Source organism: Micromonospora sp. WMMD754 (assembly GCF_049315235.1).
In the GTDB taxonomy this organism is placed as follows: Bacteria; Actinomycetota; Actinomycetes; order Mycobacteriales; family Micromonosporaceae; genus Micromonospora; species Micromonospora sediminicola.
Window position 1 is genome coordinate 5,868,503 of record NZ_CP186058.1, and the last position, 24,314, is coordinate 5,892,816.

Annotated in this window: 22 protein-coding genes, 1 pseudogene and 1 riboswitch; of the genes and pseudogenes, 18 read left to right on the forward strand and 5 right to left on the reverse strand. The window is 74.6% G+C overall.

The features are described from left to right. The first annotated feature begins 153 nt into the window (after positions 1-153). The 4 genes from ACN27B_RS27605 to ACN27B_RS27620 all read left to right on the forward strand — a co-directional run bounded on the left by ACN27B_RS27605 (position 154) and on the right by ACN27B_RS27620 (position 2,890). Positions 154-594, forward strand: coding sequence for an OsmC family protein (locus ACN27B_RS27605; RefSeq protein ID WP_099160602.1), 441 nt, complete (start codon positions 154-156; stop codon positions 592-594). Positions 595-675: 81 nt separating this feature from the next. Continuing rightward, positions 676-990: a rhodanese-like domain-containing protein gene (locus ACN27B_RS27610; RefSeq protein WP_099160601.1), complete on the forward strand. Its 315-nt coding sequence runs from the start codon at positions 676-678 to the stop codon at positions 988-990. 44 nt (positions 991-1,034) lie between these two features. Then, positions 1,035-1,388, forward strand: coding sequence for a rhodanese-like domain-containing protein (locus ACN27B_RS27615; RefSeq protein ID WP_422746084.1), 354 nt, complete (start codon positions 1,035-1,037; stop codon positions 1,386-1,388). 122 nt (positions 1,389-1,510) lie between these two features. Next, positions 1,511-2,890 (forward strand): MBL fold metallo-hydrolase, encoded by a 1,380-nt coding sequence (locus ACN27B_RS27620; RefSeq protein WP_099164537.1) that lies wholly within the window; start codon positions 1,511-1,513, stop codon positions 2,888-2,890. Between the two features lie 54 nt (positions 2,891-2,944). Here ACN27B_RS27620 and ACN27B_RS27625 read toward each other — a convergent pair whose 3' ends face one another. Further along, positions 2,945-3,814, reverse strand: a complete 870-nt coding sequence (locus ACN27B_RS27625) for an LLM class F420-dependent oxidoreductase (RefSeq protein WP_422742026.1) — start codon at positions 3,812-3,814, stop codon at positions 2,945-2,947. Positions 3,815-3,919: 105 nt separating this feature from the next. On the opposite strand from ACN27B_RS27625, the gene ACN27B_RS27630 reads away from it, so the two are divergent. From ACN27B_RS27630 to ACN27B_RS27650, 5 genes are all read left to right on the forward strand, one after another. Further along, positions 3,920-4,150, forward strand: a complete 231-nt coding sequence (locus ACN27B_RS27630; RefSeq protein ID WP_089154306.1) for a DUF2188 domain-containing protein — start codon at positions 3,920-3,922, stop codon at positions 4,148-4,150. A gap of 300 nt (positions 4,151-4,450) precedes the next feature. Beyond that, positions 4,451-9,913, forward strand: a complete 5,463-nt coding sequence (locus tag ACN27B_RS27635; RefSeq protein ID WP_422742028.1) for a carboxyl transferase domain-containing protein — start codon at positions 4,451-4,453, stop codon at positions 9,911-9,913. A gap of 138 nt (positions 9,914-10,051) precedes the next feature. Continuing rightward, entirely contained in the window at positions 10,052-10,444 is a 393-nt protein-coding gene (locus ACN27B_RS27640; RefSeq protein WP_099160597.1) for an SCO5389 family protein, read from the forward strand. Beyond that, positions 10,434-11,471 carry an LLM class flavin-dependent oxidoreductase gene (locus tag ACN27B_RS27645; protein ID WP_253866347.1) on the forward strand — a complete coding sequence of 346 codons (1,038 nt, stop codon included), beginning with the start codon at positions 10,434-10,436 and terminating at the stop codon, positions 11,469-11,471. Before ACN27B_RS27640 ends, ACN27B_RS27645 begins: the two co-directional genes overlap by 11 nt. A 118-nt stretch (positions 11,472-11,589) precedes the next feature. Continuing rightward, entirely contained in the window at positions 11,590-12,567 is a 978-nt protein-coding gene (locus tag ACN27B_RS27650; protein ID WP_422742031.1) for an ATP-binding protein, read from the forward strand. 13 nt (positions 12,568-12,580) lie between these two features. Here ACN27B_RS27650 and ACN27B_RS27655 read toward each other — a convergent pair whose 3' ends face one another. Then, on the reverse strand, positions 12,581-12,985 hold the full coding sequence (locus tag ACN27B_RS27655) for a Fur family transcriptional regulator (RefSeq protein WP_099160595.1): 405 nt from the start codon (positions 12,983-12,985) through the stop codon (positions 12,581-12,583). A 204-nt stretch (positions 12,986-13,189) separates the two neighbouring features. Between ACN27B_RS27655 and ACN27B_RS27660 the strand changes: the two genes are divergently transcribed. Both ACN27B_RS27660 and ACN27B_RS27665 read left to right on the forward strand, forming a co-directional pair. Then, complete coding sequence (locus ACN27B_RS27660; RefSeq protein ID WP_422746086.1) at positions 13,190-14,218, forward strand: permease; 1,029 nt, start codon at positions 13,190-13,192, stop codon at positions 14,216-14,218. After that, positions 14,215-14,943 (forward strand): TIGR03943 family putative permease subunit, encoded by a 729-nt coding sequence (locus ACN27B_RS27665; protein ID WP_422742033.1) that lies wholly within the window; start codon positions 14,215-14,217, stop codon positions 14,941-14,943. The genes ACN27B_RS27660 and ACN27B_RS27665 overlap by 4 nt, the downstream gene beginning before the upstream one ends. Positions 14,944-15,042: 99 nt before the next feature. On the opposite strand, the gene rpsN is transcribed toward ACN27B_RS27665, so the two are convergent. From rpsN to rpmB, 3 genes are read right to left on the reverse strand one after another with little or no spacing between them, the layout of a single operon-like run. Then, positions 15,043-15,348: a 30S ribosomal protein S14 gene (rpsN, locus tag ACN27B_RS27670; RefSeq protein ID WP_091573989.1), complete on the reverse strand. Its 306-nt coding sequence runs from the start codon at positions 15,346-15,348 to the stop codon at positions 15,043-15,045. Next, the gene (gene rpmG / locus ACN27B_RS27675; protein WP_099160591.1) at positions 15,348-15,515 is read right to left on the reverse strand and encodes a 50S ribosomal protein L33; all 168 of its coding nucleotides are present in this window, start codon (positions 15,513-15,515) and stop codon (positions 15,348-15,350) included. The genes rpsN and rpmG overlap by 1 nt, the downstream gene beginning before the upstream one ends. Next, positions 15,515-15,751, reverse strand: a complete 237-nt coding sequence (gene rpmB, locus ACN27B_RS27680; RefSeq protein ID WP_098744422.1) for a 50S ribosomal protein L28 — start codon at positions 15,749-15,751, stop codon at positions 15,515-15,517. The genes rpmG and rpmB overlap by 1 nt, the downstream gene beginning before the upstream one ends. 272 nt (positions 15,752-16,023) lie before the next feature. Here rpmB and ACN27B_RS27685 point away from each other — a divergent pair, with 272 nt between their 5' ends. The 7 genes and pseudogenes from ACN27B_RS27685 to ACN27B_RS27715 all read left to right on the forward strand — a co-directional run bounded on the left by ACN27B_RS27685 (position 16,024) and on the right by ACN27B_RS27715 (position 23,939). Further along, positions 16,024-17,310 (forward strand): CobW family GTP-binding protein, encoded by a 1,287-nt coding sequence (locus tag ACN27B_RS27685; RefSeq protein ID WP_422742037.1) that lies wholly within the window; start codon positions 16,024-16,026, stop codon positions 17,308-17,310. Then, positions 17,307-17,602, forward strand: a pseudogene (locus ACN27B_RS27690) (type B 50S ribosomal protein L31). Before ACN27B_RS27685 ends, ACN27B_RS27690 begins: the two are co-directional and overlap by 4 nt. 160 nt (positions 17,603-17,762) lie before the next feature. Then, positions 17,763-18,353, forward strand: coding sequence for a copper chaperone PCu(A)C (locus tag ACN27B_RS27695; protein ID WP_422742039.1), 591 nt, complete (start codon positions 17,763-17,765; stop codon positions 18,351-18,353). Continuing rightward, positions 18,350-19,582 carry a Dyp-type peroxidase gene (locus ACN27B_RS27700; protein ID WP_422742041.1) on the forward strand — a complete coding sequence of 411 codons (1,233 nt, stop codon included), beginning with the start codon at positions 18,350-18,352 and terminating at the stop codon, positions 19,580-19,582. Before ACN27B_RS27695 ends, ACN27B_RS27700 begins: the two co-directional genes overlap by 4 nt. A 26-nt stretch (positions 19,583-19,608) precedes the next feature. After that, complete coding sequence (locus ACN27B_RS27705) at positions 19,609-20,187, forward strand: copper resistance CopC family protein (RefSeq protein ID WP_422742043.1); 579 nt, start codon at positions 19,609-19,611, stop codon at positions 20,185-20,187. 50 nt (positions 20,188-20,237) lie between these two features. After that, on the forward strand, positions 20,238-22,331 hold the full coding sequence (locus ACN27B_RS27710; RefSeq protein ID WP_422742045.1) for a cytochrome c oxidase assembly protein: 2,094 nt from the start codon (positions 20,238-20,240) through the stop codon (positions 22,329-22,331). A 138-nt stretch (positions 22,332-22,469) separates the two neighbouring features. Next, a complete protein-coding gene (locus tag ACN27B_RS27715; protein ID WP_422742047.1) occupies positions 22,470-23,939 on the forward strand; it encodes a PepSY-associated TM helix domain-containing protein in 1,470 nt (489 codons plus the stop codon). 70 nt (positions 23,940-24,009) lie between these two features. After that, positions 24,010-24,220, forward strand: a riboswitch (cobalamin riboswitch). The last annotated feature ends 94 nt before the right edge of the window (positions 24,221-24,314 follow it).

Here is a 24,314-nt window from a genome sequence, read left to right on the forward strand (position 1 = left end):
CGACGGAGAAATTGCCGTCGATCGACGTACGGTGATTCCGCCCGGACCCTCCACGCCGGGCTCAAGGTCCCCCGATCGGGGCCGATCGGCACATCGCCGGGCGCGCGTGCCGGATGTTGACTGGAATCGGCGCGAGACGAGGGGGCGACGAGGATGAGCGGGCAGGTCGGCACCGTGGACGTCGGCTGGACGGCCGGCGAGGCGTACGAGTTCGCGGTGCGGGGGCACCGGATGCGGGTGGACCAGCCGGCGGAGGCCGGCGGCGACGACACGGCGCCGACGCCGACGGAGCTGTTCGTGGCGTCGCTGGCCACCTGCGTGGCCTTCTACGCCGGGCGGTACCTCACCCGGCACGGCGTGGACCGGGACGGGCTGGGGGTGTCCGTCACCTACCGGATGGCCGAGGACCGGCCGGCCCGGGTCGAGGAGGTGCGGCTGTCGCTCCGACTGCCGAACGGGTTCCCGGCCGAGCGCACCCAGGCCCTGCTGGCGGTGGCCTCGCACTGCACGGTGCACAACACGCTGACCACCGGACCGACGGTGACCGTCGACGTGGCCCGAGCACCGGAGGACGCCGTCAGGCCAGGGTCCTGAGCATCCGGTGGCAGGCGGTGCGGCACCGGACTATCGTCGTTCCGGTATACCCCCGGGGGTATTTAACCGGAAGGAGCAATCATGCCCGAGGTCGACCTGACCACCTTCGCCGCCGCCCACGCCGACGGGGCCACGGTGATCGACGTACGGGAGCCCGTCGAGTATCTCGGCGGCCATGTCCCGGGTGCGCGCTGCGTCCCACTGGGTCACCTGGCCGCCAGCCTGCCGCAGGCGCCCCGCGAGGGAACCGTCTACGTGATCTGCGCCGGCGGCAACCGCAGCCAGGTCGGTGCGGAGGTGCTGGAACGCGCCGGCATCACCGCCCGTTCGGTTGCCGGCGGGACGTCGGCCTGGATCCGCTCGGGGCGCCCGGTGACCGAGGGCAGCCGGCCGTGACCGGGCGGACGCAAGGCACTGCCGGGCGGCCGCGGGGCGGTCTGCTGCGCCGCCTCCTCGGCGCCCGCGTCCCGTCGGTCGGCCCGACGGAGGCGGCGGCCGTCGTCGCCGCGGGAGGGCTGCTGATCGACGTACGCGAACCGGCCGAGTGGCGCGCGGGGCACGCGCCCCGGGCCCGGAACATCCCGCTGGGCCAGCTCGCCGACCGCCTGGCCGAGGTGCCGACGGACCGGCCCGTGGTGACCGTCTGCCGCTCGGGCGCGCGGTCGCGCCAGGCCGCGCGGATCCTGGCCGACGCCGGTCGCCAGGTTCACGACCTGTCGGGCGGGATGCGGGCCTGGGCGGACGCCGGGCTGGCGGTGCAGGCCAAGGGCGGCCGGCCGGGCCGGGTGGCCTGAGCGTACCGCCCGGCGGGGGCCGATGGTCCCGGAGCGCGGGACCATCGGCCCGGGAATATACCCCCAGGGGTATACGCTACAGTCGTCGTATCGTCCGGCATCGCTGAGAAGGAGTGCGGCTCATGCTGTTCACCCAGTACTACCTCGACTGCCTGTCCCAGGCCTCGTACCTGATCGCCGACGACAGCACCGGGCGCGCGGTGCTCGTCGACCCGCGCCGGGACATCGACGAATACCTGGCCGACGCCCGCGCGCACGGCCTGACCGTCGAGGGGGTGATCAACACCCACTTCCACGCCGACTTCCTGGCCGGGCACCTCGAGGTGGCGGCCGCGACCGGCGCGTGGATCGGCTACGGACACCGGGCCGAGACCGAGTACGCGAGCCGCAAGCTCACCGACGGTGAACGGATCAGCCTCGGCGACGTCACCCTGGAGATCATGGAGACGCCCGGCCACACCCCGGAGTCGATCAGCGTCCTCGTGTACGAGCACGCGACCGATCCGACGCCGTACGGGGTGCTGACCGGGGACGCGCTGTTCATCGGCGACGTGGGCCGGCCCGACCTGCTCGCCTCCCTCGGTGTCACCGCCGACGAGCTCGGCCGGATGCTCTACGACAGCGTGCAGCGCAAGCTGATGGGCCTGCCCGACGAGGTGCGCGTCTTCCCCGCCCACGGCGCCGGCTCGGCCTGCGGCAAGAACCTGTCCACCGAGCGGCAGTCCACGATCGGCGAGCAGCGCCGCACCAACTACGCCTGCGCCCCGATGAGCGAGGAGCAGTTCCTCGCCCTGGTGACCGGCGGGCAGCCGGCCGCCCCGGGCTACTTCGCCTTCGACGCCGTGCTCAACCGCAAGGCCCGCGAGCTGTTCGACCACGCCCGGCCGGCCCGCCCGCTCACCCCGGCCGAGTTCCTGGCCGCCCGGGCCGACGGCGCCGTCGTGGTCGACGCCCGCGACCCGCAGGAGTACGCCGCCGGGCACCTGCGCGGCGCGCTCAACGTCCCGGCGGACGGTCGGTTCGCCGAGACCGCCGGCAGCGTCGTCGCACCGGACCGACCGGTGCTCGTGGTGGCCCCGCAGGACCGCGAGGAGGAGATCGTCGTCCGCCTCGCCCGGATCGGCTTCGACCGGGTGGCCGGCTACCTGCGCGAGCCCGAGGGCGCCTTCCTGGAGATGATCGGTGAGGTGACGCGGGCCAGCCGGGTCACCGCCACCGAGCTGCGCGCGGCGCTCGACCGTCCGGACGCGCCGGTGGTGCTGGACGTGCGCAACGCCGGCGAACGGGAGCAGGGTGCGGTGGACGGCTCGCTGCACATCCCGCTCGCCGAGCTGACCCGCCGCCTCGACGAGGTGCCCGCCGACCGGCCGGTCGTCGTGCACTGCGCCGGCGGGTACCGCTCCTCGGTCGCCGCCAGCCTGCTGCGCAACGCCGGCCGCGCCGACGTGTCCGACCTGCTCGGCGGCTACGGCGCCTGGCAGGGGCTGCACGCCGCCGCCTGAGCGGCCGTCCGACCGGGGCCGGGCGCGCGAGATCCTCGCGCGCCCGGCCCCGGGTCAGCCGATCGTGGCCAGCTTCGGCAGGACCTCGTCGGCGAGCCGCCGGGTGAACTCCACCGGGTGCCGGTCCGGCATGGTCTGCACCTCGGTCACCCCCAGCTCCGCGTACGCGGCCACGTCGGCGAGGAACGCGTCGACGTCGTCGAGCGGCGGACGCGTGACCAGCACCGTCTTCTCCACGGTGTCGTAGTCGCGCCCCTCGGCGGCGCAGTGCGCCCGCAGCACGTCGAGCTTGTGCGCGACGTCCTCCCGTCCGGTGCCGAACAGGTTGCAGGCGTCGGCGTACCGCGCCACCAGCAGCAGCGTCTTCTTCTCCCCGCCCCCGCCGACCATGATCGGCGGGTGCGGGCGGCGCAGCGGCTGCGGCGAGTTGAGCGTCTCGGCGAGGTGGTGGTGCCGGCCCTCGAACGGCCCGTCGTCGTCGCTCCACATCTGCTTGCAGATCCGCAGCGTCTCCTCCAGCCGCTCGAACCGCTCCGCCACCGGCACCACGGGCACGCCCAGGCCGCGCTGTTCCCGCTCGTACCAGGACGCGCCGACGCCGAGGCGGGCCCGGCCGCCGGAGAGCACGTCGAGCGTGGACACGATCTTGGCGAGCAGCCCCGGGTAGCGGTACATCACACCGGTCACCAGCACGCCGAGCGTCATCCGCCGGGTCAGCGCCGCGACGTAGCCGAGCGTGGTGTAGGCCTCCAGCATCGGCTCGCTCGCCGGCGCCATCGCCTCCATCTGGAAGTAGTGGTCCATCACCGTGAACGACGCGATCCCGGCCTGCTCGGCGAGGGTGGCCGTCTCGGCCAGCGTCGGGGCGATCGCCGCCGGGTCGGCCGGGGTGGAGTAGGTCCAGTAGTGCAGTCCGAGCTTCATCGTCGGCACCTCCGCGTCGAGCCTAGGACGCGACGGCAGGATTAGCGCGCCGCGCGCAGGGGCAGACATTTGTCATCGACCACGGATGCCGAGGGAGCTGACGACATGGCCAAGGGTGACATCGACACCTACCAGCAGGACGGGCAGTGGAAGAACCGCCCGGAGGGCAACGAGCGGGCGAGCAGCCGGCACGACACGAAGGCGGAGGCCGAGGCGGCCGGCCGGGAGATGGCGGCCGAGCGGGGCACCGAGCACGTGATCAAGAAGCAGGACGGCACGATCGGCGAGAAGAACACCTACCCCCGCAGCCGCGACCCCCGCGAGATCCCGGGCTGATCCCCGTCAAGGCGCCGGACGGCGCTGGATCCCCGTCGAGGCGCCGGACGGCGCTGGATCCCCCTGAACACGCCGCACGGCGCCGGACCCGCTCAGGTCCGGCGCCGTCCGCGCTGCCGGAAGGTCTCCTGGTTGTGGCCTGCTGGCTAAAAAGTTTTGTTCGGTTCCTACAACGGCCCCCGCTCAGGCTTCGGCGGTTACGACATGGCGCCGCCGGATGACAGACGGAAAGGTGAGGCAAGCCGGAGGCATCGCCGCCACCCGGCGCCACACCGTGGGTCAACCGAAGGGGACGGTCACGTGTTCACCCGTGTCGCCATCGTCAACCGTGGTGAGGCCGCCATGCGGCTCATCCACGCGGTCCGGGAACTGGCCGCGGAGACCGGCAGCCGGATCGAGACCGTCGCGCTGTACACCGACGTCGACCGCACCGCCACCTTCGTGCGTGAGGCGGACGTCGCCTACGACCTGGGGCCCGCGTCGGCCCGCCCGTACCTGGACCTGAAGGCGCTGGAACGCGCGCTGGTGGAGACCCGCGCGGACGCCGCGTGGGTCGGTTGGGGCTTCGTGGCCGAGGACCCGGCCTTCGCCGAGCTGTGCGAGAAGGTCGGTGTCACCTTCGTCGGGCCGAGCCCGGACGCCATGCGCCAGCTCGGCGACAAGATCGGCGCGAAGCTGATCGCCGAGGAGGTCGGCGTGCCGGTCGCGCCGTGGAGCCGGGGCGCGGTGGAGAGCCTGGAGGCGGCCGTGGCCGCGGCGGCCGAGATCGGCTACCCGCTGATGCTCAAGGCGACCGCGGGCGGCGGCGGGCGTGGCATCCGGGTGGTCCGCAGTGACGCCGAGCTGGCCGACGCGTACGAGCGCACCAGCCAGGAGGCGGCCCGCGCGTTCGGCAGCGGCGTGGTGTTCCTGGAGCGCCTGGTCACCGGCGCGCGTCACGTCGAGGTGCAGGTGATCGCCGACGGGCAGGGCACCGCGTGGGCGCTCGGCGTACGCGACTGCTCGGTGCAGCGGCGCAACCAGAAGGTGATCGAGGAGTCGGCGTCGCCGGTGCTGAGCCCGGAGCAGGCCGCCGAGCTGAGGGGGGCGGCGGAGCGGCTGGCGGTCAAGGTCGGCTACCGGGGCGCAGCGACCGTCGAGTTCCTCTACCACCCCGGCGACCGGATGTTCGCCTTCCTGGAGGTCAACACCCGGCTCCAGGTGGAGCACCCGATCACCGAGGCGACCACCGGCTTCGACCTGGTCAAGGCGCAGCTGCACGTGGCCGGCGGCGGGCGGCTCACCGGCACGCCGCCGGCCGAGCGCGGGCACGCCATCGAGGCCCGGCTCAACGCCGAGGACCCGGACCGCGACTTCGCCCCCTCCCCCGGCCGGATCACCCGGCTGGACCTGCCCGCCGGGCCGGGCATCCGGGTCGACACCGGGGTCAGCGAGGGCGACACCATCCCCGCCGACTTCGACTCCATGATCGCCAAGATCATCGCGTACGGCCGGGACCGGGACGAGGCGCTGGGCCGGCTGCGCCGGGCGATGGCGGACACCACGGTGGTGATCGAGGGCGGAGCGACCAACAAGAGCTTCGTGCTCGACCTGCTCGACCAGCCCGAGGTGATCGACGCCAGCGCCGACACCGGCTGGATCGACCGGGTCCGGGGCGAGGGCCGGCTGGTCGCGCACCGGCACTCCGCGGTGGCGCTGGCCGCCGCCGCGATCGAGGCGTACGAGGAGGACGAGCGCGCCGAGCGGCAGCGGCTGCTCTCCACCGCGGCCGGCGGACGACCGCAGGTGCAGCACCGCAGCGGCCGGCCGCTTGACCTGAAGCTGCGCGGCGTCACCTACCGGATGCGGGTGGCCCGGGTCGGCGCGCACCGGTTCCGGGTCGGCGTCGAGGCCGGCGCCGACGCGCGTACCGCCGACGTGGAGCTGGACCGGTTCGACCGGCACACCGGGCAGATCGCCGTCAACGGCGTCCGCTACCGGTTGCTCACCGGCACCCACGGCCCGGTCCACCTGGTCGAGGTGGACGGCGTGACGCACCGGGTCAGCCGGGACGAGGGCGGCGTGGTCCGCTCCCCCATGCCCGCGCTGGTCGTCGCCACCCCGCTGGAGATCGGCGCGGAGGTCGAGGCCGGGGCGCCCGTCCTGGTGCTCGAGGCGATGAAGATGGAGACGGTGCTGCGGGCGCCGTTCCGGGCCCGCCTGAAGGAGTCCGCCGTCGCGGTGGGCACCCAGGTCGAGGCCGGCGCGCCGCTGCTGCGCCTGGAACCGGTCGCCGAGGAGGGCGCCGAGGCCGCCGCCGGGCCGGCCGAACCGGCGGTCGAGCTGGACCTGCCCGCCGCGCCCGCCGACGTCCCGGCGCGCAGCCGGGCCGAGCGCGGCCAGGAGGACCTGCGCGGCCTGCTGCTCGGCTTCGACGTCGACCCGCACGACGAGCGGCGGGTGCTCGACGACTACCTGGACGCGCGGCGCGCGGCCACCGAGGCCGGGCACCGTCCGCTGGCCGAGGAGCTGGATCTGGTCAACGTCTTCGCCGACCTGGCCGAGCTGAGCCGCAACCGGCCCAGCGGCGAGGACGGCCCGGGCGGTCACGTACACAGCGCCCGCGAGTACTTCCACACCTACCTGCAGAGCCTCGACGTGGAGCGGGCCGGGTCGCCGGAGCCGTTCCGGGCCCGCCTGGCCAAGGCGCTCGGCCACTACGGCGTCACCGAGCTGGACCGCTCCCCGGCCCTCGAGGCCGCGGTGTTCCGCATCTTCCTGGCCCAGCAGCGGGCCACCGCCGACGCCGGGGTGATCGCCGCGCTGCTGCGCTCGTGGCTGCGCGAGCCCCCGCCGGACGACGCGCTGCGCGAGCCCGCCGGCCTCGCGCTGGAGCGCCTGGTGGCGGCGACGCAGGTCCGCTTCCCGGTCGTCGCCGACCTGGCCCGGGGCGTGGTGTTCGCCTGGTTCGCGCAGCCGCTGCTGCGCCGCAACCGGGCCCGGGTCTACGCCCAGGTCCGCACGCACCTGCGGCACCTGGACACGCATCCGGACGCGCCGGACCGCACCGAGCGGATGGCCGAGATGGTGCGCAGCACCGAGCCGCTGGTGCGGCTGCTCGGCCAGCGGCTGGTCCGGGACAACCTGGACAACGCGACCATGCTGGAGGTGCTGACCCGCCGCTACTACGGCAACCGGGCGCTCACCGGCGTGTCCACCCGCGCGGCCGGGGGCTGCGTGTTCGTGGTGGCCGGACGCAACGGGTCGAGCGTGGTCTCCGCCGCGGTGCGGTTCGACGCGCTCGGCGACGCGCTGCGCGGGCTGGCCGAGGTGGCCGGCGCGGAGGAGGCGGTCGACGCCGACGTCTACCTGGCCTGGGAGAACCAGCCGGAGGACCTGGACGCCACCGCCGCCGCGCTGCTCGACGTGATCAACGCGCACCCGCTGCCGGACCGGGTCCGCCGGCTGACCACCACGGTCGCCGGGCGCGGCGGCGCGGTGATGCACCACCACTTCACCTTCCGCCCCACCGGTGCCGGCATGGTGGAGGAGCGGCTGATCCGGGGCCTGCACCCGTACATCGCGCAGCGGATGCAGCTGGAGCGGCTGCACCGGTTCGACCTGACCCGGCTGCCGTCGCTGGACGAGGAGGTCTACCTCTTCCAGGCGGTCGCCCAGGAGAACCCGTCCGACCAGCGGCTGGTGGCGTTCGCCCAGGTGCGTGACCTGGCGGAGCTGCGGGACCAGGACGGCCGGCTGGTCGCGCTGCCCACCACCGAGGACGCGGTCGCGGCCTGCATCGACTCGATCCGCCGGGCGCAGTCCCGGCGGCCGTCGAAGGTGCGGTTCCGGACCAACCGGATCGTCATCTACGTGTGGCCGCCGAGCGAGCTGACCCGCGAGGAGATGGAGCTGATCGCCGGGCGGATGCGCCCGACCACGGTCGGCGCCGACCTGGAGGAGATCCTGTTCATCGCGCGCCAGCGCGACCGCCGCACCGGCGAGCTGACCAAGGTCGGCGTGCGGATCACCTTCGACGTCACCGGTCGCGCCCAGCTCACCGTGGGCGAGCCGCCGACCGAGCCGGTCGAGCCGCTGGACGACTACCGGCTCAAGGTGCTGCGGGCGGCCAGCCGTAACACGGTCTACCCGTACGAGCTGACCGGCCTGCTCGGCGAGTTCACCGAGCACGACCTGGACGCCGACCACGCGCTGGTGCCGGTGGACCGGCCGAAGGGGCGCAACGCCGCGGCGATCGTGGCCGGCGTGGTCACCACCCCGACGGCGCGGCACCCGCAGGGCGTCACCCGGGTGGTGCTGCTCGGCGACCCGACGAAGTCGCTCGGCGCGCTCTCCGAGCCGGAGTGCCGGCGGGTGATCGCGGCGCTCGACCTGGCGCAGCGGATGGGCGTGCCGCTGGAGTGGTACGCGCTCTCCGCCGGCGCCCGGATCTCGATGACCTCGGGCACCGAGAACATGGACTGGGTGGCCGCGGCGCTGAAGCGGATCGTCGAGTTCACCCAGGCCGGCGGCGAGATCAACATCGTGGTGGCGGGCATCAACGTCGGCGCGCAGCCGTACTGGAACGCCGAGGCGACCATGCTCATGCACACCAAGGGCGTGCTGGTCATGACGCCGGACTCGGCGATGGTGCTGACCGGCAAGCAGTCGTTGGACTTCTCCGGCGGCGTCTCCGCCGAGGACAACTTCGGCATCGGCGGCTACGACCGGGTGATGGGTCCGAACGGGCAGGCGCAGTACTGGGCGCCGGACCTGCCGGTGGCGCGCGACGTGCTGATGGCGCACTACGACCACACGTACGTGGCGCCGGGCGAGGACGCGCCGCGCCGGGCCAGCACCACCGACCCGGTGGACCGGGACGTCTCCACGTTCCCGCACGCGGTGCCCGGCAGCGACTTCGCCACGGTCGGCGAGATCTTCTCCGCGACGGCGAACCCGGACCGGAAGAAGCCGTTCGACATCCGGACCGTGATGCGGGCGCTCGCCGACCAGGACCACCCGGTGCTGGAGCGGTGGGCCGGCATGGCCGACGCGGAGACCGCTGTGGTGCAGGACGTGCACCTCGGCGGCATCCCGGTGTGCCTGCTGGGCATCGAGTCCCGGTCGGTGCCCCGGCACGGCTTCCCGCCCACCGACGGCCCGGACACCTACACGGCGGGCACGCTGTTCCCCCGCTCGTCGAAGAAGGCCGCGCGGGCGATCAACGCGGCCAGCGGCAACCGGCCGCTGGTGGTGCTGGCCAACCTCTCCGGCTTCGACGGCTCGCCGGAGTCGATGCGCAAGCTGCAACTGGAGTACGGGGCCGAGATCGGCCGGGCGATCGTCAACTTCCGGGGCCCGATCGTCTTCTGCGTCATCTCGCGCTATCACGGCGGCGCGTTCGTGGTGTTCTCCAAGGCGCTCAACCCGGCCATGACGGTGCTGGCCATCGAGGGGTCGTTCGCCTCGGTGCTCGGCGGCGCGCCGGCCGCCGCCGTGGTGTTCGCCGGCGAGGTCGCCGCGCGCACCGCGGCCGACGCCCGGGTACGCGAACTGGAGGGCCGGGTGGCGGCCGCGTCCGGCACCGCACGCGCGACGCTGACCGCGGAGCTGGACGAACTCCGCTCGTCGGTGCGGGCGGAGAAGCTGGGCGAGGTGGCCGCCGAGTTCGACCGGGTGCACAGCATCCAGCGGGCGGTCGAGGTCGGGTCGGTGGACGCGGTCATCCGGGCCGCCGAGTTGCGTCCGCGGGTCATCGAGGCGATCGAGTCGCACCTGCGCTGACACGTTCCCCTGTCGGACGGCGGGCGGGCCTTCGGGCCCGTCCGCCGTTTCGCGTGCGCCGATGCTTGACGGGGCACCGACCACGTGATGTGCTCAGTCGGTAACGGAAACCGTGTTCGTTAGCGATCCGGAGGACACATGTCGCTCACCGTTCCGCCCGACCTGCTGCACGCCGCCGAGACCGGACCCGTGGACGAGGAGGCGTTCGTCGCCTGTGTCCGCGACTCCCTGCCGTACGCCTGGGAGACGGTCAGCCGGGTGGTGGCCGACCTGGAGACGTCGGACGCCGACTTCGCCGACAACGTCGTGCCACCGCCCACCGAGGCCGAGCGCGGACAGTTGCTGCGCGCGTTGGCCAGCGACGCGATCCGCGCCGGACTGGAGCGGCACTTCGGGGTCAGGCTGGCGTTCCAGAACTGCCACCGGGTGGCGGCGTTCCGGCTGGCCGCCGTCGGGTCGGAGACGCACCGTCGGTTCACCTCCAGCCGGGGCCAACTGCTGAACCAGTCCCCGACGCTGCGTGACTGCTGACCAGCCGCCCACCGAGCGGCCCGGCGAGCGGGTGCGGGCACACCTGTTCCTGCTCGCCGGGCAGCACCCCGGCCACGACCACGCCGGCGCGCTGGCCGACGCGCACGCGTACGGGCTGGCCGCCGAGGCGGCCGGGTACGCCGGGGTCTGGCTCGCCGAGCACCACTTCGTCCCGTACGGGGTCTGCCCGTCGGCGGTCGCCTTCGCGGCGCACCTGCTCGGCGCCACCCGCCGCATCACGGTCGGCACCGCCGCGTGCGTCCTGTCCGACCGGCACCCGGTGGCCCTGGCCGAGGAGACGGCACTGCTGGACGCGCTCTCCGGCGGCCGGTTCCGGCTCGGCGTCGGCCGCGGTGGCCCCTGGGTCGACCTGGAGGTCTTCGGCACCGGCCCGGACCGTTACGCGCACGGCTTCCCCGACGCCGTGGAGATGCTGCACCGCTGGCTGTCCGGCACCGCCGAGGTCGCCGGCGTCGGCCGGTTCCCGTTCCGCGCGGTGCGGGTGGTGCCCCGACCGCCGGCTCCGATCCCGTTCTGGGTCGCGGCCACCTCGCCCGGCACGGTGGACCTCGCCGCCCGGTACGGCCGGCCGGTGCTGCTCGGGCTGCACGCCGACCTGCCGGAGAAGGCCGCCCTACTGCGCCGCTACGCCCGGGTCGCGGCGGAACACGGCCACGACCCGGCGGCGGTTCCGCACGCCAGCGCGCACCTGGCCTGGGTGGCGGACAGCGACGCCGAGGCCGCCGGCACGGTGCGCGACCACCTCCCCGGGCTGCTCGCCGGCACCCGCCACCACGTCCGCCTCGACGGCGCGCCGGCCGGACCGGCCGATCCGCACGCGTACGCCGACCACCTGACCGCGATCCACCCGGTCGGTTCGCCGGACCGGTGCCGGGAGAGGGTCGCGGCGGCCGCGGCCCTGCCCGGGGTGCGGCACCTGCTGTTCCAGGTCGAGGTGACCGGGGACCGGCGGCGGACCCTGTCCACCGTCGACCGGTTCGCCGCCGAGGTGCTGGCCCTGCCCTGACCCGGACGGACGAAGCGGCCGGTCGGGTCGCCGTGTCGCCGCCCGCCGACCCCGGCGGGTCCGGTACGCTCCGGCTCATGGAAATCGTTTCCACTTACGACGGCGGGGTGCGGGTCCGGTGAAGGTGGCGTTCGTCGGCAAGGGCGGCAGCGGGAAGACGACCCTCGCCGCGCTCTTCGCGCGGCACCTGGCCGCACTGTCCCGCCCGGTGCTGGCCGTGGACGCGGACATCAACCAGCATCTCGCGGTCGCGCTCGGCGCCGATCCGCAGGCGCCCCCGCCGGTCGACCCGCTCGGTGCGCACCTGCCCGCCATCAAGGAGTACCTGCGCGGCGACAACCCCCGCATCCCGACCGCGGCGGAGATGGTGAAGACCACGCCGCCCGGGCGCGGCTCACGACTGCTGCGCATCGCCGAGGACAACCCGGTCTACGCCGCCTGCGTCCGGCCGGTCGGCGGCGTCCGGCTGGCGGTGACCGGCGAGTTCAGCGCCGAGGACCTCGGCGTGGCCTGCTACCACTCCAAGGTCGGGGCGGTCGAACTGCTGCTCAACCACCTGGTCGACGGCCCCGGCGAGTACGCGGTGGTGGACATGACCGCCGGCGCGGACTCCTTCGCCTCGGGCCTGTTCACCCGCTTCGACCGCACGCTGCTGGTCTGCGAGCCGACGGTGCGCAGCGTCGGCGTCTACCGGCAGTACGCCGGCTACGCCCGGGAGTACGGCGTGACCCTCTCGGTGGTCGGCAACAAGGTCGAGGACGAGGGTGACGTCGCCTTCCTGCGCGAGCACGTCGGCGCCGACCTGCTCACCTGGTTCGGTCGGTCCGGCTACGTCCGGCGGGCCGAACGGGGCGAGATCGGCCCGTTGACGGGCCTGGAGGCCACGAACCGCGCCGCGCTGGACCGGCTGGTCGAGGCGGTGGACGGCACGCCGCAGGACTGGACGGCGTTCACCCACTGGGCGCAGGAGTTCCACCGCCGCAACGCGGTCGCCTGGGCGAACGAGCGCGCCGGCGTCGACCTCACCGCGCAGATCGACCCGGAGTTCCGGATGGGTCCGCGGGCGTTGGAGGCGTCGCTGGTGGCGGGCGGTTGACCGGCGCCGGGGGTCAGGCGGCGCAACGCTCGCAGGTGCCGAAGATCTCCAGGGTGTGGTCGACGTCGGTGAAGCCGTGCTCGCTGGCGACCTGGTCGGCCCACCGCTCCACCGCCGGGCCGGCGACCTCCACGGCCCGGCCGCACTGCCGGCAGACCAGGTGGTGGTGATGGCGACTCTGGCTGCACCGCCGGTAGAGATGCTCACCGCCGGGCAGCCGGGCGGAGTCGATCTCGCCGTTGTCCACCAGCATCTGCAGCGTCCGGTAGACGGTGGTCAGGCCGACCTTCGCCTGGCGCTGCACGAGCATCTGGTGCAGCTGCTGCGCGCTGTGGAAGCCCTCCAGCTCGCGCAGCAGGGCCAGCACCTCGGCGCGCTGCCGGGTGTTCCGGGTCGCCCCGGTCGTCGCCTGGGTCACCGTGCGCCGCCTTCCCTCGTGCGGGCGCCCTCCGGCACCCGGTCGCGCCCGCGGCCCGCCGACCACGTGACATCCGGAACCATTATGCCTTGCGCATATGTGCCTCTCACGCCCCCGCCCGGGCCGACACGAACCGGACAGAGACTCACAGTGACGGATACGTCACCGTAGGATGCCCCCCGTCGACCCGAGAAGGTGATCCGACTGAGCACGACCGATCCCGCCGCTCCGGCGGCGCCCCGCTCCGGCGCGGCGGACACCGCCGCGCCACCACCCGGCCGGGACCGGGTGGTCGGCTCCACCGAGGTGCTCTGCGTCCTGCTCGTCCTGGTCGGCGTGCTGCACCGGCAGGTGGGTTCGCTCGTCTCCGACCCCCGCCTGCAGACCTGGCTGACCGTCTTCGTCTCGGTGCTGGTGCAGGCGATGCCGTTCCTGGTCTTCGGGGTGGCGCTGTCCGCGGTCATCGCGGTCTTCGTACCCCGCTCCTTCTGGGCCCGCGCCCTGCCCCGGCATCCGGCACTGGCGGTGCCGGTCGCCGGCGCCGCCGGGGTGGTGCTGCCCGGCTGCGAGTGCGGCTCGGTGCCGATCGCCGGTTCGCTGATCCGGCGCGGCGTCACCCCCGCCGCCGCGCTCGCGTTCCTGCTCGCCGCGCCGGCGATCAACCCGATCGTGCTCACCGCCACCGCGGTGGCGTTCCCGCGCAACCCGGAGATGGTGGTCGCCCGCGGCGGGGCGAGCCTGGTGGTGGCGCTGGCGATGGGCTGGCTGTGGCTGCGCCTGGGCCGGTCGGAATGGATCCGCCTGCCGCACCGGGCCCACCTCGACACGATGCCGCGCGCCACCGCGTTCTGGGCGGCGTGCCGCCAGGACGTCGTGCACGCCGGCGGTTTCCTCGTGCTCGGCGCGATGGCCGCGGCCACCATCAACGTCGTCGTGCCCCAGCAGGCCCTGCACGACCTGGCGGCCCGCCCGGTGCTGTCGGTGCTGGCGCTCGCCGCGCTGGCGGTGCTGCTGTCGATCTGTTCCGAGGCCGACGCGTTCGTCGCCGCGTCGCTGTCCCAGTTCTCGCTGACCGCCCGGTTGACCTTCCTCGTGGTCGGCCCGATGGTCGACCTCAAGCTGGTGTCCATGCAGGCGGGCATGTTCGGGCGCGCGTTCGCCCTGCGCTTCGCGCCGGCCACCTCCCTCCTCGCCGTGCTCGTCGCCGCCGTCGTCGGGACGGTGCTCTGGTGAACCAGGGCAGCCAGGCCGTGGTGCTGGTCCTCCTCGGGGGCGCGATCCTGCGGGCCAGCCTCACCGATCTCTACCTGCGCTACGTCAAGCAGGGGCTGCGCCCGTTCCTCATCGCCGCCGGCGCGGTGCTCGTCGTCGCCGCGGTGGTCGCCCTGGTGCAGGAACTGCGTCACCTCAACCGGGCGGACGACGCCGGCGACGGGGCGGACGACGGCCACGGTCACGGCCGCTCCGGGCCGGCGGTCGGCTGGTTGCTGCTGCTCCCGGCGCTCGCCCTGCTCTTCCTGGTGCCGCCGGCGCTCGGCGCGGACACCGCGTCGCGTGCCGGCTCCGCCCTGACCGAGGACCGGGACGTCGCCTACCCGCCCCTGCCACCCCGGGAACCGGCCGAGCTGACCCTCCTGGAGTACGGCTACCGCGCCGTCTACGACGACGGCCGCACCCTGCGGGGCCGGCAGCTCCAGCTCACCGGCTTCCTCGCGCCCGGGCCGGACGGACGCCCCATGCTCGCCCGGATCGTGCTGTCCTGCTGCGCGGCCGACGGCGTGCCGATCAAGGTCGGGCTGCGGGGCGAGGTGCCCGCGCTGCCGGCCGACACCTGGATCCGCGCCACCGGCCGGTGGATCCCGCACACGGTGAAGGACCCGGTCAACGACGCGGACGTGCCCTCCTTCCAGGTGGACACGTGGGAGCGGATCGCGGCGCCCGCCGAGCCGTACGAGTGACCGGCCGGCGCGCTCGTCCCGAGCGGGACGCCGCGCCGCCCGGTCCCCCATCAGACGACGGGCGATCCGGGGCCCTGTGTCACGCCCGGTGACACCGGATCACCAGGAGGCCTTGCGGATCCCGGGGAGCTCGCCGCGCAGAGCCAGTTCGCGGAACCGGACCCGGGACAGCCCGAACCGGGTCAGCACCCCGCGCGGTCGACCGTCGATCTGGTCCCGGGAGCGCAGCCGGACCGGGCTGGAGTCGCGGGGTAGCCGGGCGAGTCGACGGACGGCCTCCTCGCGGGCCGCCGGGTCGGTGTCCGGGTGCCTGATAGCCCGCTTCAGCCCGGCGCGGCGCTGCGCGTACCGGTCGACGAGCCCGACCCGGCGGGCCTGCCGGTTGCCGAGGCTGCGGCGCGCCATCAGCGGGCCTCGCGGAACTCGACGTGCCGGCGCACCACCGGGTCGTACTTGCGCAGGACGAGGCGGTCCGGGTCGTTGCGGCGGTTCTTGCGGGTCACGTACGTGTAGCCGGTGCCGGCGGCGCTGCGCAGCCGCACGATCGGACGCACGTCGGTCGGTCGGGCCATCAGACCTTGACCCCTCGGGCGCGCAGCTCCGCGACGACCGCCTCGACGCCCCTGCGGTCGACCGTGCGCAGTGCCTTGGCGGTGAGGGTCAACCGGACCCACCGCGCCTCCGACGGCAGCCAGTAGCGGTGGTTCTGGAGGTTGGGGTTCCACCGGCGCCGGGTGCGCCGGTGCGAGTGCGACACGGCGTTGCCGAAGCTGGGCTTCGCGCCGGTGACGTCACAACGTCGGGACACGGTGATCTCTCCTTGTGGTTGCTCGAACCTCAATGACACGGACCTTTTCTCTCCATCGACCGATCCGGCACAGGGGCCGGCGCGACGCCCGGAGGGCCCGAGGACGCCGCGCCGGCCGGCCCGCTCCGTGCGAGGTACCCCCTACCTCTCGCGGGCCGGGCCGATGGTATCGGAATTCGATTTCATAAGCCGGGCCGCTTCCCGCTTCGAACCGCTCGGCAGCCACCCTATACTGACAATGATTTTCAACAACACCCACCGGGAGGACCGACATGTCGACGTCACCGCTCGCACCGTCCGACGTGGTTGCCGCCAGGGCCGACGCCCGTCCGTCGTTGACGGTGCTCAGCGGCTTCTGGACGTCCACGACGTACGCCGCGGCCCGGGCGCTCCTCGCGGCGGACCCGTCACTGCTGCTGGTCCGGCACGACCTGGCCGACCTGCGCTCGGGCACCGTGCACCGGGTGGTCCGGGACGTCGGGGGCGTGCTGGAGGACGAACGGATCGCGCTGGCGCACGGGTGCGTGTCCTGCACCCTGCGCGAGGACGTGCTGCCCACCCTGGCCCGCCTGGCCCGCGCCCACCCCCGGCGGGACCTGCTGCTGATGCTGCCCGAGGTGGTCGAACCGGAGGCGGTCGCCGCCGTCTGCGCGCACTGCCTCGTCGACGGGCAGCCGATCACCGACCTGCTCACCGTCGACTCCTACGTGACCGTGGTCGACGCCGAACACCTGCTCGACGGGCTGGCCCGCACCGACGACCTCAAGAGCCTCGGCATCGCCGCCGCGGACAACGACGACCGGGCCCTCGCCGACGTGCTCGTCCGGCAGATCGAGTACGCCGACACCCTGGTGCTGTGGGGACACTCCCGCGAGGGCGCGTACGACACCGACCGGCTGGCCGTGCTGCTCGACCGGATGGCGCCCTGGGCGACGCGGATCCGGGTCGACGACGACACCGTCGACGCGAACCTGCTCACCCGGCAGCTGCGCGGCACCCTCCGCCACCGCCCCGAGACCCCGGCCGTGCTGACCCGCGGATTGGAGGGCCACATCCTCGGCGTGCACGAGCCGCACCCGGACTGCGGAATCGTCTCGGTGGTCTTCCGCGCCCGCCGCCCCTTCCACCCCCGCCGGTTGCACGACGTCCTGGAGGAGGTCAACGCCGAGGTGGTCCGCTCCCGCGGACACGTCTGGCTGGCCAGCCAGCCGGACACCGTCGTGGCGTGGGACTTCGCCGGCGGCGGTCTCGCCCTCGGCGGTCTGGGCCGGTGGCTCACCGCGCTGCCCGACCCGTACTGGGACGAGGTGTCCGACCACCGGCGGCTCACCGCAGCGCTGGACTGGGACCCGTACTACGGCGACCGGCACCAGCACCTGGTCCTCATCGGCGTCGACCTCGACCCGGCCCACCTGCACCGCACGCTCGCCGGCTGCCTGCTCACCGACGCCGAACTCGCCGACGGCGAGGACGGCTGGCGACGGTACGACGACCCGTTCGCCGGCTGTTTCCCGCTCGCCGACCTCGACCGCACCGACACCGAAGGAGAGCCCGCATGAAGCCCGACATCCACCCCGGGTACCGGCCCGTCGTCTTCCGCGACCGCGCCGCCGACTTCGCCTTCCTCACCCGGTCCACCGCCACCGGCGACCAGACGGTCGAGTGGACCGACGGCAACACGTACCCCTACCTGGCGGCGGGGTTCCGCACCGCGGCCGAGTGATCGACGTGCAGATCTCCTCGGCCAGTCACCCCTTCTGGACCGGCCGGCAACGCCTCCTCGACACGGAGGGGCGGATGGAGAAGTTCCGCGCCCGCTACGCCAACCACGCGTCGCGGCAGACGCGCTGAAGCGGACATGGCGACCGGGCCGCCTGCGCCGGCCCGGTCGCCACGAGGGGGGCCACGTCCGGCACCCCGACGCCCGGCGTGACGGATCGCACCGCCCGGAACTATCCGCCCCCTCGACCCGACCAACCGGACGAACACCGATCTTCGAGGGGACAACGTCATGCCCAGCACCACCAGCGGCCGGCTCCTGCGCCCGGCGGCCCTGATCGCCGCCGCCCTCCTGGCCGCGTCCGTCGCCGCCTGCGGGTCGTCCGACGACCCGACGACCGCCGCGCCGTCGGCGTCGACGACGGCCTCGGCATCCGCCGCCGCGTCGGCCGGCGTGCTCGGCATCCGCGACCCGTGGGTGAAGGCCGCCGACAAGGGCATGACCGCGGCGTTCGGCACCCTCGTCAACGACGGCGACGCGGACGTGACGATCACCGGGGCGACCACCGAGGTCTCCCCGATGGAACTGCACGAGATGACCATGAAGGACGGGAAGATGGTCATGCAGGCCAAGCCGGGCGGCATCGTGATCAAGGCGCGCTCCAGCGCCACGCTCGAGCCTGGCGGCGACCACCTGATGCTGATGAACCTCGCCAAGCCGGTGAAGGCCGGCGACGAACTCAGCTTCACGCTCACCTTCGCCGACGGTCGCACCCAGACGTTCACCGCCGTGGCGAAGCCGTTCACCGGCGCCCAGGAGTCCTACGCCCCCGGCCACGGCGAGTCTCCGATGCCGGAGATGAGCATGAGCCCGGCCTCATGACCGAGGGCTCCCCCACGGGCCGCCGGGTGAGCAGGCGCGGCCTGCTCACCGGCGGCGCCGTCGCCGCCGGGGGCGCGCTCGCCGGCGGCGCCGCGATCGCCGTCGCCCGTCCCGACGATCCCCGGGTACGCCCCGCCGAGCCCGTCCCGGTGGCCCAGGTCGGCAGCGCGGTGGAGCCGTTCCACGGCGCCCGGCAGTCCGGCGTGACCACCGAACCGCAGGCGCACGCGGCGTTCGTCGCGTTCACCGTGAAGCCCGGCGTCGACCGGGCCGCGCTCGGGCGGATGCTGCGGCTGCTCTCCGACGACGCGGCCCGGCTCACCCGGGGCCGCCCGGCGCTGGCCGACACCGAGCCGGAACTCGGCCTGCTGCCCGCCCGGCTGACCGTCACGTTCGGCTTCGGCCCCGGCCTCTACGCCGCCGCCGGGCGCGCCGACCGCCGGCCGCCGTCGGTGGCCGACCTGCCCGCGTTCCGCATCGACCGGCTGCAACCCCGCTGGTCCGGTGGGGACCTGCTGCTGCAGATCTGCGCCGACGACCCGCTCACCGTCGCCCACGCCCAGCGCGTCCTGGTCAAGGACAGCCGACCCTTCGCCACGGTGCGCTGGGTGCAGCAGGGCTTCCGCCGGGCCGCCGGGGCCGAACCGGGCCGCACCCAGCGCAACCTGTTCGGCCAGCTCGACGGCACCGCCAACCCGAGACCCGGCACCCCCGCCGACACCGCCGTGTGGGTCACCGACGGCCCGGACTGGTTGCGCGACTCCACCACGCTCGTCGTCCGGCGGATCAGCATGAACCTGGAGACCTGGGACCTGCTCGGTCGCACCGACCGGGAGATCGCCGTCGGGCGGCGCCTCGACACCGGCGCGCCGCTGACCGGCACCGCCGAGCACGACGAACCTGACTTCGCCGCGCTCGGGCCGGACGGGCTCACCGTCATTCCCGACTTCTCCCACCTGACCCGGGCGCGGGTCACCGACGACCGGCAGAAGATCCTGCGCCGGCCCTACAACTACGACGGCGTGCCGACCGCCGAGGGGCACGCGGACAGCGGGCTGGTCTTCGCCGCGTACCAGGCCGACATCGCCCGGCAGTTCCTGCCCATCCAGCGCCGGCTCGCCGAACGGGACCTGCTCAACGAGTGGACCACACCGATCGGCTCCGCCGTGTTCGCCGTCCCGCCCGGCTGCCCGGAGGGCGGCTGGGTCGGCCAGCAGGTGCTCGGCTGACCACCACCAGGAAGGCTCCTCCCCCGATGCGTACCCGATCCGCCGTCGCGTTCCTCGCCGCGCTGCTCGCCGCCGCCGCGCTGCTGCTGGCGCCGGCCGCGCCGGCCGCCGCGCACAACACGCTCCAGGCGGCCGCGCCGGCCCAGGACGCCCGGCTGACCGCCGCGCCGACGACGGTCACGCTGCGGTTCCTCCAGCAGCTCAACCCGCAGTTCACCACCATCGTGCTCAGCGACTCCGGCCAACGGAAGGTCCCCACCGGCGCCCCCGCCGTCGACGGTCCCACCGGCACGATCTCCGTCGACGAGCCGCTGGCCAACGGCACCTACACGGTCGCCTACCGGGTGGTCTCGGCCGACGGCCACCCGGTGCAGGGCTCGTACCGGTTCACCGTCGCCGACCCGGCGGCCCCGGCCGTGCCGGCACCGGCGGCTGCCACGACCGGCGGCGACGCGGGTCCGACATCGACCGCCGCGGGTCCGGCGTCCGCCGCGGCCGGTGGTGACGACGGCCCGCCGGCCGTCCTGCTCGCCGCCGGCGTGGTCGTCGTCGTGGCCGTGGCCGGCGCGGCCCTGCTGCTGTTCCGACGCCGCCGCGCCTCCTGAACCACGACGCCGGCCGAACCCGGCGTCCCGTCCGAAGTCAGGTCCGCACCGTGCACCAGCCCACGCCGTCCCCGACACCCCGTTCCCTGCCCGACACCGGCCGCCCGGAACAGGCCGGGCCAGGCCGCCCGGAACAGGCCGGGCCGGACCGCTCGGAGCGACCCGCGTCGGCGGCCGGTGGCTGGCTCGTCGGGCTGGTGGCGGCCGGTGCGGCGGTGGCCGTGCTGCTGCTCGCGCTGCGCCTCGGCGGCGCGCTCGCCGCCGCGATCCCCGGTTTGCCCGATCCCGGCCCGGTCACCACCTGGGCGCTGCCGCCGGTGCGACTGCTCGCCGACGCGCTCGCCACCCTCACCGTCGGCTTCGCGGTGACCGCCGCGTTCCTGCTGCCCGGCGACGGGACGAGCGTGTCCGCGCACGGCTGGCTGCTGCTGCGCCGCGCCGGCCTGACGGCGGCCGGCTGGGCCGTGACGAGCCTGACGCTGCTGGTGCTGACCGTCTCCGACCTGCTCGGCGTGCCACTGGACCGGCTCGGTGCGGCGAGCGTGGTCAGCTTCGGCGTCGACATCGCGCAGGGCCGCTCGTTGCTGGCGCAGGCGGGGCTGGCCGCGGTGGTGGCGGTGGCGGCCCGGGTCGGCGTGTCCCGGGGTACGGCGGCGCTCGCGTCGGCGGTCGCGCTGGTCGGGTTGCTGCCGCCGGCGCTGACCGGGCACGCGGCTGGGGCGGGCAACCACCAGATCGCCGTGTCGAGCCTCGCCCTGCACGTGCTCGCGGCGGCGTTGTGGGCCGGCGGTCTGGCCGCGCTGCTGAGCATCCGGCGCAGCCGGCACCTGCCCGGGGCCGCCGCGCGGTACAGCCGGCTCGCGCTGGCCTGCTTCGTCGCCGTCGCGGTCAGCGGCCTGGCCAACGCCGCGGTACGCCTCGGCGCGGTGGACCAGTTGTGGCAGTCCCGCTACGGGTGGCTGGTGCTGGGCAAACTCGCCGCGCTGGTGGCGCTGGGGCTGATCGGCGCGGCGCATCGCACGCGTACCCTGCCGGGTCTTCGTGCCGGGCGGCGCGGCGCGTTCGCGCGGTTGGCCGCCGGGGAGCTGATGGTCTTCGCCGCGACGGTCGGCCTGGCCGTGGCGCTGTCGCGCAGTCCGACGCCGGTCGCCGAGCCGGTCGACGCCGACCCGGTGACCGAGGTGCTGGGCTTCGGCATGCCGGCCGCGCCCACCGCGGCGCACCTGCTCGGGCAGCCGCTGCCCGACCTGTTCTTCCTCACCGTGACCGTGGTCGGGATCGCCGCCTACCTGGCCGGGGTGCGGCGGCTACGCCGGGCCGGGCACCGCTGGCCGGCGGCGCGCACCGCGAGCTGGGTCGGCGGCCTGCTGGTGCTGGCCGCCGCCACCGGCCTGGGTTTCGCCCGCTACGCGTACGTGTTGTTCAGCGCCCACATGGCCCAGCACATGGTGCTGTCCATGCTGGTGCCGATCCTGCTGGTCGGCGGCGCCCCGGTCACGCTCGCGTTACGGGCGCTGCGCCGCCCGGACGACCCGCAGGTGCGGGGCGCCCGGGAGTGGCTGCTGCGCGGCCTGCACAGCCGCCTCACCCGGCTGCTCACCCATCCGGTGGTGGCGCTCGGCATCTACACCGCCAGCCTCTTCGGCCTCTACTTCAGCGACCTGCTCGGCACGCTGATGCGCTCCCACCTCGGGCACCTGGCCATGCTGGGGCACTTCGTGGTCTCCGGCTACCTGCTGTTCTGGGTGCTCATCGGCATCGACCCGGGCCGACCCCGGGTGCCCCACCCGATCCTGGTGCTCATCCACCTGGCCGCGATGATGGCGCACGGCTTCTTCGGACTCGCGCTCATGCAGACCACCACCGTCATCGCACCGGACTGGTACCTCGGCGTCCATCCCGGATGGGCGTCGTCGCCGCTGGCGGACCAGAAGCTGGGCGCCGGCATCGCCTGGGCGTTCGGCGAGATCCCGGCCGCCGTGGTGATGGTCCTGCTGGTCCGGCAGTGGATCCGGGCCGACGAGCGCGAACAGCGCCGCCTCGACCGGGCCGCGGACCGGGCCGAGGCCACCGGCGAGGACGACGACCTGGCCCGCTACAACGCGTTCCTGGCCGCCACCGCGCGCCGCCCCGACCGGAACTGATCGGAGCATCGGCGGGAACTTCCGCGCGGTCCGGTCCGACCATTCACCCGGGAGACGGCAACCGCGCACACCGGCACGGCTCGACGGGCACGGGCCGGCCCGTTCCCCAATTCCTGTTTCCCGATCGGAGTTGCCCTGATGTCTGTGACCGAACTGCCCGGCGACCGCGCGCCGGACTCCCCCGCCACACCGCCGGACGCCGCCCGACCGCCCCGCCGGCCCGCGCCGCTGACGGCCCTGCTGACCCGCCTGCACTTCTACGCCGGCGTCCTGGTCGCGCCGTTCCTGCTGGTCGCCGCGCTCACCGGGCTCGCGTACACGATCACGCCGCAGCTCGACGCCGCGCTCTACGGCGACAAGCTCACCGTCACCGCGGTCGGCGGGCAGCCGCGACCGCTCGCCGACCAGATCGCCGCCGCCCGCGCCGCGCACCCGGACGGCACGCTCACCGCGGTGCAGCCGGGCGCCGGTGACCGGACCACCCGCGTGGTGTTCGCGCGCGAGGATCTCGGCGACCGGCAGCACACCGTCTACGTCGACCCGTACACCGCCGAGGTGGCGGGACAGCTCACCACCTGGTTCGGGTCGACACCGGCCACCACCTGGCTGGACGACCTGCACCGCAACCTGCACCTGGGCGACGTCGGGCGGCACTACTCCGAGATCGCGGCGAGCTGGCTGTGGGTGCTGGCGCTGGGCGGCGTGGTGCTGTGGTGGCGCCGGCGCGCCGCCGGCCGCGCCCGCGCCCGGCACCTGCTCGTGCCCGACCTGTCCGCCGGGCGGGGCGTACGCCGCACCCGGGGCTGGCACGCCACCACCGGCGTCTGGCTCACCGTGGGTCTGCTCTTCCTCGCCGCAACCGGTCTGACCTGGTCCCGCTACGCGGGGGCGAACTTCGGCGCCGGGTTGGACGCGTTGCGCGCCGGCACCCCGGAGATCTCGACCACGCTCGACGGCGCGCCGCCCGCCACCGGCGGTGGGGAACACCGGCACGGCGGGACGGCCACCGCGCCGGCGGCCGACCCGGCCACGTACGACCGGGTGCTGGGCGCCGCCCGCGCCGCCGGCCTGTCCGGCCCGGTCGAGATCGCACCGGCGGCGCACGACGGTGCCGCCTGGACGGTCGCGCAGACCGACGACACCTGGCCGGTCGCGTACGACCGGGTGGCCGTCGACCCGGCCGGCGGCACGGTGACCGCGCGCAGCGACTTCACCGACTGGCCGCTGCTGGCGAAGCTCAGCAAGCTCGGTATCCAGGCCCACATGGGCCGTCTCCTCGGGCCGGTCAACCAGGTCCTGCTCGCCGCGCTCGCGCTCGGCCTGCTCTGCGTCGTCGTCTGGGGCTACCGGATGTGGTGGCAGCGCCGGCCCACCCGCGCCGACCGCCGGGCGCCGCTGGGCGCACCGCCGGCCCGGGGCGCGTGGCGCGGCACGCCGTGGTGGGCGCTGTTGGTCGGCGTGCCGGTGGTGGCGGCGCTCGGCTGGGCGCTGCCCTGGTTCGGCGGCACGCTGCTCGGCTTCCTGGTGGTCGACGCCCTGACCGGGCTGCTCGGGCGCCGGCGCCGGCGCCGGAGCGTCCCGGTGTCACCCGCCCCGGCCGGCAGCTGACCGGCGTCCCGCCCGGCGACCCTCCACCCGGGGCCGCCGGGCGGGGCCCGGCGGCCCGAAGGTGCTGGGTTACGCTGCCGGCAGCGCTGGTTCACCCGGTCGGCCCCGGCCGGGTGTCGCAAGAGGGAACCCGGTGGAAGTCCGGGACTGCCCCGCAGCGGTGAGTGGGAACGACCGCCGTCAACGAAGCACTGGGCCACCCGGCCCGGGAAGCGACGGCCAGTAGGCGACCTCGTGTCGTGCCCGCGAGTCCGAAGACCTGCCCGCGCCGCGCGCACCGACCGGTGCGCGCTGCCGTCGACCTCGCGGGTGGGTCGGGCGGGTGACACGCCGCACGCGAACCGTCGGCGTGCCCTCGACGATGCGCCCCGCCCG